The sequence below is a fragment of the Thermopetrobacter sp. TC1 genome (genome assembly GCF_000746275.1).
GTDB lineage: Bacteria > Pseudomonadota > Alphaproteobacteria > Rhizobiales > Aestuariivirgaceae > Thermopetrobacter.
In genome coordinates, this window is the sequence record NZ_KN050828.1 from 96,240 (window position 1) to 103,097 (window position 6,858).

The window sequence follows — 6,858 nt, forward strand, 5'->3', positions numbered from 1 at the left end:
CTTTCCTGCACTTGAAGGATCAAGGGCAGGGTTTGCCTTCCGGCCAGGGAGCGCGGGGGATCTTCTGCTCCTCAAAGCCTGCCATGCGGCAGATTTCCAGCCATTCCGCTTCCGTGACCGGCTGCACCGACAGGCGCGAATTGCGCACAAGCACCATATCGGCCAGGGCCGGATTGGCCTTGATCTCATCAAGCGTGACCGGCCGCGGCAGATCGCACAGGGCTTCCACGTCCACGCATTCCCAGCGCGGATCATCGGCGGTGGAATCAGGATGAGCGGGCACCGCCACCCGCACGATGCCGAGAATGCGCTTTTCCTTCACGGAGTGATAAAAGAAGCCGAGATCGCCCACCTGCATGGCGCGCATGTTGTTGCGGGCCTGATAATTGCGCACGCCGTCCCATTCCGCCGGGCCCTCGTGCGCCTTCTGATCCTCCCAGCTCCAGGTGTTCGGTTCGGACTTGAACAGCCAGTAGGCCATGTCGTTCCCCCCACGTTGGATTGCTGCATGGTTTTGCCAATCGGCGCAGATCTGCCCGAGGCGGCATCCCGCCGATTGACCGGATGCGTTGTCAATAACCTGGAATGGCCGGCCGGATCACAGGCCCGCCGGCTTGTTGATCAGCCATTTCCAGGGACGGATCTCGACATGCTCGAACACCCCGGCCTGGGCATAGGGGTCCTGAGCGGCGATCTCGCGGGCCTTGTCAAGCGAGCAGGCGGTGATGATGATCAACGAGCCGGACGGATTGCCCTCCTCATCGAGAAAGGGGCCGGCGGCGACGACGGTGTTGCCAAGATCCTCCAGCCATTTCAGATGCTTCGGCCGGTTCTCCTTGCGCAGGCGCAGGCCTTCCTCCGGCTTGTCGGTGCAGATGATGGCAAACAGCGACATGCTTCACACTCCCTCGGATGATCAGGCCGTTTCGTCCTTCAAAGGTCGGGACAGGAGACGCTCCAGCTCCACCGGCGGCGTGGAACGCCCTTCGACAATGGCATGAACGGACTGGCAGATGGGCATGTCCAGCCCCTTGTCTTCCGCGATGCGCACCACGGCACGGGCGGTATACACCCCTTCGGTGACGGCGCGACGGGCGGCGAGGATATCCTGAAGGCTCTCCCCCCGGCCCAGGGCCACGCCCAGGGAATAGTTGCGGGACTGGCCGGATGTGGCGGTGAGCACGAGATCGCCCAGTCCGGAAAGCCCCTGCAGGGTTTCCACGCGTGCACCCAGGGCGCGGCCGAAGCGGGCCAGTTCGGCAAAGGCGCGGGTGAGCAGGGCGGCGCGGGCCGAATCACCAAGGGACAGGCCGTCGACAATGCCGCAGGCAATGGCGAGCACGTTTTTCAACGCCCCGCCGATTTGCACGCCCAGCGGATCATTGCCGGAATAGACCCTGAAGGCACGATGGGAAAGCAGGCGGGCCAGGGCCCGCGCCTGTTCGATATCCTTTCCGGCCAGGGTAACCGCCGCCGGCAGCCCCCTGGCCACATCCATGGCGAAACTGGGCCCGGAAAGCACGAAGGGTTCAAGATGCGGCGCCTCTTCGGCGAGAACGTCGGTGAGGAAACGGCCGGTGTCGCGCTCAATACCCTTGGCGCAGATGATCACCGGCGTGCCTTCCCGCAAGTGCGGTGCGAAATCGCGAATCACGGGCCGCACCGCCTGCGCCGGGGTGACGAGCAGGACGACCTCGCAGGGCCCTAGCGCGTCGTGATCCGCTGTGGCATGCACGCTTTCGGGCAGAGAAATGCCCGGCAGGTAAAGGGGATTTTCGTGCCTGCTCTCTATGGCCTCGACCACCTCCGGCTCACGGGCCCAGAGGATGACGTCGTGCCCTGCGCGGGCAAGCGTGATGGCCAGCGCCGTGCCCCAGGCGCCGGCGCCGATCACGCCCATGCGCCGCCTTTCTTCCCGTTCCGAATTCTGCGCCCCGTTACCCTGAGGCGACCGGGAAGGGGATGTCCGCTTCTCGCTCATGGGCGCTGTTATGCCCTTTTTCGCGCAAGGGGCAAAGCCCCAGGGTTGCCTCATGCGTTTTCAACAGGTGACGAAAGCCCCTACCCCTTCACGCCGGCAAAGATGGCCGGTTCCGCATTCGGATCCAGGGGCCAGCGCGCCCTGGCCGGAGCCGACAGAAGGTCGCGGCGGCCCTGTTCGTAATGCAACAGGCCGGCATGCGCCACCATGGCGGCGTTGTCCGTGCACATGGCAAGGGGTGGGGCGTGCAGGGAAAAGCCTGCTTCCTCAACGACACCGGCAAGGGCGGCGCGAATGGCGCGATTGGCGGCCACCCCACCGGCCAGCACCACAGCCGGCGCGGCAAGATCCGGATGTTCGGCGCGGAATTTCCGGCAGGCGCGTTGCAGGCGATCGGCAAGGGTCTCGATCACCGCCTGCTGAAAGGAGGCGCAGAGATCGGCCTTGTCCTGTTCCGTGAGGGTCTCGATGGACAGCGCGGCGGTGCGCACCGCCGTTTTCAGGCCGGAGAAGGAGAAATGAAGCTCTTCCCTGCCCTTCATCGGACGCGGCAGAGCAAAGCGACGGGGATCACCGGCGGCGGCGAGACGCTCCACTTCCGGCCCGCCCGGATAGCCAAGGCCCAGCATCTTGGCCACCTTGTCGAAGGCCTCGCCCAGGGCATCATCAATGGTGGTGCCGTAGCGGCGATAGTGCCCCAGCCCTTCCACGGCAACGAGCTGGGTGTGCCCGCCTGAGACGAGCAGAAGCAGATAGGGCGGGCTCAAGCCCTCGGTGAGCACGGGCGAAAGGGCATGCGCCTCCAGATGGTTGACGGCGATGAAGGCGAGATTGCGCGACAGGGCCAGGGCCTTGGCGCTCATCATGCCAACGAGCAGCCCGCCCATGAGCCCGGGGCCAGCGGTGACGGCCACGGCATTGAGATCGGCCCATTCCATGCCGGCAATCTCCAGGGCCTTGCGCATGAGAACAGGCAGATGCTCCAGGTGGCTGCGGGCCGCGATCTCCGGTACCACGCCGCCGAATGCGGCATGTTCGGCGATCTGGGAGAGCACGACATCGGCCAGAATCTCCGCCTCGCCCTCACGGCCGCGGCGGACGATGGCCGCGGCGGTCTCGTCACAGGAGGTCTCAATGCCGAAGACCACCGTGCCCGGCAGGGGCGGCGGAAAGCCCATCGATTTTTGCGATGCCGGCCCTGTTTCGCTCTGCGCCGTCTTTTCGCTTGCCTGACGCATGACGCCTCCGCTATCCCCCGCAGGAGATGCCGGTGCGATCAAGGCTGCGTGCTTGCTCGTCACCGGCTTCCTCGCCTTTTCCTGTTTCAATCAATAGGCATCGGGCGCGATCATGACCAGAGTGAAAATCGGCACCCGCGGTTCCAAACTGGCGCTGGCACAGGCGCACGAGACACGACGGCGGCTGATGGCCGCCCACGGCCTTGCCGAAGACGAGGTGGAGATCGTCATCATCCGCACCACGGGCGATGCCGTTCAGGACAGGCCGCTGGCGGAAATCGGCGGCAAGGGCCTGTTCACCAAGGAGATCGAGGAGGCACTGGCCGACGGGCGGGTGGATATCGCGGTGCATTCCATGAAGGACGTGCCGGCCTTTCCGCCGCCGGAGCTGGACATTGCCGCCTGCCTGCCGCGGGAGGATGTGCGCGATGCCTTCATCTCCCCCCTGGCGGAGAGTATTGCCGCCTTGCCGGCGGGGGCGCGGGTTGGCACCTCCTCGGTGCGGCGCGCCGCACAGCTTCTGGCCATGCGGCCGGATATCACGATCGTGCCCTTTCGCGGCAATGTCGATACGCGCCTGCGCAAGCTTGAAGACGGCGTGGCCGATGCCACCTTCCTCGCCTGTGCCGGGCTGAACCGGCTGGGGCTGGCCGATGTGATCACGCAGGCGGTGCCGATTGAGGAGATGCTGCCGGCCATCGCCCAGGGGGCCATCGGCCTGCAGATCCGGCGGGATGATGAGGCAACGCGCGCGCTGGTCTCCGCGCTTGATGACGAAAAGACGCGCATTGCCGTGATTGCCGAACGCGGTTTCATGATGGAGCTGGAGGGCTCCTGCCGCACCCCCCTGGCGGCGCATGCACGCGTTGAGAATGGCGAGGTGCATCTCATCTGCGAGGCGCTGACGCTGGACGGTAAAAAGCGCTGGCGCACCGAGCGGCGCGGCGCTCTTGCCGATGCCGAAGCCCTGGGCCGTGACGCCGGCGCGGAAATCCGCACCGCCGCCGGCGATGCCCTGCCCTTGTGACGATCGGCCGGCTGTTTTTGCAATTGCTGTCCGGTCGATGGCATGCAAACACCGGCGCCGCCTTGCTCACAGGCGGCGGGCGCTGAAGGTGTCGCAGGCGCGGATGTCGCCGCTTTCAAAGCCGCGGCGGAACCAGCGCACCCGTTGCTCTGAGGTGCCGTGGGTGAAGCTTTCCGGCACGACATAGCCCTGCGTGCGGCGCTGCAGACGGTCATCGCCGATGGCGGCGGCGGCATTGAGCGCCTCTTCCAGATCGCCGCGCTCCAGGAGATGGCGGTTGTCATGCCCCCAGACGCCGGCGAAACAGTCGGCCTGAAGCTCCATGCGCACGGAAAGGGCATTGGCACGGGCGCGTGGCAGGCGCTGGCGCTGACGCATCACCTTTTCGGCAATGCCGAGAAGGTTCTGTACATGATGGCCCACCTCGTGGGCGATGACATAGGCCTGGGCGAAATCGCCGCCGGCACCCAGCTTTTCCCGCATGTCGCGATAGAAGGAGAGATCGATGTAGACCTTGCGATCCAGCGGGCAATAGAACGGACCCATGGCGGCGGCGGCTATGCCGCAGGCGGAGCGCACCGCACCGGAGAAGAGAACAAGCCGCGGCGGCTGATAGCGCATATGCAGCTGATCGCGGAAAATGCGCTGCCAGGTGCGTTCGGTGGTGCCCAGAACCTTGGCGACGAAAATCTTGCCGGCATCGGCGGCCCGCCGGGAGGCCGTATCATGGGGCGCGGGCGCATTCTGTGCTTCCTCCTGTGGCACGGGAATGGCCGGCCCGCCCCCGCCGGTGAGACCGCCGAGCAGGGCAAGCGGATTGATTCCCAAAAACCAGGCGAGCACGAAGAGAATGACGAGCGTGCCCAGCCCGAAGCCCCCGCGGCGCACGCCACGCCCTTGCGGAAAACGCACCGGGATGCGGCGGCCGCGCGGAAAACCGAAGCCGCCGCCAAAGCCGCCCTCGCCGCGGCGGTCCTCTATGTTGTCGCTGGGTCGTTCATCGTCCAGACGCATGTGTTTTCGCCCCCGGTCTTTTTCTCCATCCTTGCGCCCGCTCTCTCCCTTTGCCCGGGCCTTGTCCGGCCCGAAAGGAAGCTTCCGGTGCGCATGGCGGTCATGGATGGTGCATCATGAGTCTTGATGGGTCTTTTGCGGTATCCTGCCTTCATTCCCTCACGTCGGCAAGCAGGGCATCGACGAAGGCCGGGACGATCCGTGTGGCCGGGCCATGGTGATGCTCGGTGAACAGGGCGTTCTGTTCTGAGGGTTCGAGGTTGAGCTCCACCCGGCGCGTGTGCGGCCGGTGCGCCACTTCCGCAACGAAACCGGCGGCGGGCCAGACCGTGCCGGACGTGCCGATAGAGACAAAGATGTCGCATGCCTGCAGGGCCTGGGTGATCTCCTCCATGTGCAACGGGATTTCACCGAACCAGACCACATGCGGCCGCATGGGGCCGCGGCCGCAGGCCGGGCAGGTATCGGCAAGCGTGATGTCTTTTGGCCAGGGATGCACCTCCTCGCATAGGGTGCAGCGCGCCTTTAAGAGCTCGCCGTGCATGTGCAACACCCTTTTCGAGCCGGCGCGTTCATGCAGGTCGTCGATGTTCTGGGTGATCAGCAGAAAATCGCCCGGCCAGCTCTCTTCCAGGCGGGCAAGCGCGACATGGGCGGCGTTGGGCGCGATGTCGGAAGAAAGCAAGACGCGGCGGCGGGCATTGTAGAAGTCCAGCACGCGTTCAGGATCACGCGCGAAGGCTTCCGGCGTGGCCACGTCCTCAAGATCCACCTGAGCCCAGAGGCCATCGGCATCCCGGAAGGTGGGAATGCCGGATTCGCGCGAGATGCCGGCGCCGGTGAGCACAACGAGGGAGGGGCGCTTTGCCCTGCCGGTGTGATCAGTCATGGCACGCTTCCCGAATCAGAGGGGTAAGTCACTGCCGGCGCAGCATCTCCTCCAGGGCATCGAGATATTCGTTGAGGTGATTTTCGTCCTCGAAACGCAGCCAGCCTTCGTATTCCAGCTCGGCCTCGATGGTGCCGTCGGACAGGATACGGGCCGGGCGGCCGCGAATGATCGTTTCCTTGACTATATAGAGCACCTCCGGCGTTTCCTCTTGAGGCGGCAAAGCGGCCTCTTTTTCCTCCGGCTTTTCGGCGGGCTTTTCGGCAGCGGCCGGCTTTTCCGTGATGGCCGGTTTTTGCTCTGGCGCTGCCGGTTTTTCCGCAGTGACCGGCTTTTCTTCCGGCGAGGCAGGTTTTGCCGGAGTTTTCTCCCTTTTCTCCGCTAAAGCAGGCGGCTCTGTGGGCGCCGGTTTCTCTTCCGGCGTTATGGGCTTTTCTTTCGGGGCTGCCGGCTTTTGTTCAGCAGCGGCCGGTTTTTGCTCTGGCGCAGCGGGCTTTTGTTCCGCAGGTGCCGGCTTCTGCTCCGGTGCGGGCTGGGGTTTGGGCGCCTCAGGCTTGGCCTCCGCGGCCGCCTTGGGTTGAGCAGCGGCGGGTTTCTGCTCCGGCGCCGGCTGAGGTTTGGGCGCCTTAGGCTTGGCCTCCGCAGCCGGCTTGGGCTGTGCGGCGGCGGGCTTCTGCTCCGGCGCGGGCTGGGGTTTGGGCGCCTCGGG

At 65.5% G+C, this 6,858-nt stretch carries 7 protein-coding genes; 1 reads left to right on the top strand and 6 read right to left on the bottom strand.

Annotated elements, in window-relative coordinates:
• Positions 1-19 precede the first annotated feature (19 nt).
• The 4 genes from EK16_RS04205 to tsaD form a co-directional block, all read right to left on the bottom strand.
• Positions 20-481: an EVE domain-containing protein gene (locus EK16_RS04205; RefSeq protein ID WP_051928922.1), complete on the bottom strand. Its 462-nt coding sequence runs from the start codon at positions 479-481 to the stop codon at positions 20-22.
• 117 nt (positions 482-598) lie between these two features.
• Positions 599-895, bottom strand: coding sequence for a YciI family protein (locus tag EK16_RS04210; protein ID WP_038034926.1), 297 nt, complete (start codon positions 893-895; stop codon positions 599-601).
• Positions 896-916: 21 nt separating this feature from the next.
• Positions 917-2,035 (bottom strand): NAD(P)H-dependent glycerol-3-phosphate dehydrogenase, encoded by a 1,119-nt coding sequence (locus EK16_RS04215; protein WP_369793079.1) that lies wholly within the window; start codon positions 2,033-2,035, stop codon positions 917-919.
• 26 nt (positions 2,036-2,061) lie between these two features.
• Complete coding sequence (gene tsaD, locus EK16_RS04220; RefSeq protein WP_038035862.1) at positions 2,062-3,159, bottom strand: tRNA (adenosine(37)-N6)-threonylcarbamoyltransferase complex transferase subunit TsaD; 1,098 nt, start codon at positions 3,157-3,159, stop codon at positions 2,062-2,064.
• Between the two features lie 172 nt (positions 3,160-3,331).
• On the opposite strand from tsaD, the gene hemC reads away from it, so the two are divergent.
• Complete coding sequence (gene hemC / locus EK16_RS04225; RefSeq protein ID WP_038034928.1) at positions 3,332-4,246, top strand: hydroxymethylbilane synthase; 915 nt, start codon at positions 3,332-3,334, stop codon at positions 4,244-4,246.
• 66 nt (positions 4,247-4,312) lie between these two features.
• On the opposite strand, the gene EK16_RS04230 is transcribed toward hemC, so the two are convergent.
• Complete coding sequence (locus tag EK16_RS04230) at positions 4,313-5,260, bottom strand: KPN_02809 family neutral zinc metallopeptidase (RefSeq protein ID WP_038034929.1); 948 nt, start codon at positions 5,258-5,260, stop codon at positions 4,313-4,315.
• Between the two features lie 151 nt (positions 5,261-5,411).
• Complete coding sequence (cobB, locus tag EK16_RS04235; protein WP_038034930.1) at positions 5,412-6,149, bottom strand: Sir2 family NAD+-dependent deacetylase; 738 nt, start codon at positions 6,147-6,149, stop codon at positions 5,412-5,414.
• Positions 6,150-6,858 lie beyond the last annotated feature (709 nt).

What these genes read in the sequence shown, in the direction of transcription:
- EK16_RS04205 (WP_051928922.1), bottom strand. Translation starts at nt 481, where the DNA reads ATGGCCTACTGGCTGTTCAAGTCCGAACCGAACACCTGGAGCTGGGAG.
- EK16_RS04210 (WP_038034926.1), bottom strand. Translation starts at nt 895, where the DNA reads ATGTCGCTGTTTGCCATCATCTGCACCGACAAGCCGGAGGAAGGCCTG.
- EK16_RS04215 (WP_369793079.1), bottom strand. Translation starts at nt 2,035, where the DNA reads ATGAGGCAACCCTGGGGCTTTGCCCCTTGCGCGAAAAAGGGCATAACA.
- tsaD (WP_038035862.1), bottom strand. Translation starts at nt 3,159, where the DNA reads ATGGGCTTTCCGCCGCCCCTGCCGGGCACGGTGGTCTTCGGCATTGAG.
- hemC (WP_038034928.1), top strand. Translation starts at nt 3,332, where the DNA reads ATGACCAGAGTGAAAATCGGCACCCGCGGTTCCAAACTGGCGCTGGCA.
- EK16_RS04230 (WP_038034929.1), bottom strand. Translation starts at nt 5,260, where the DNA reads ATGCGTCTGGACGATGAACGACCCAGCGACAACATAGAGGACCGCCGC.
- cobB (WP_038034930.1), bottom strand. Translation starts at nt 6,149, where the DNA reads ATGACTGATCACACCGGCAGGGCAAAGCGCCCCTCCCTCGTTGTGCTC.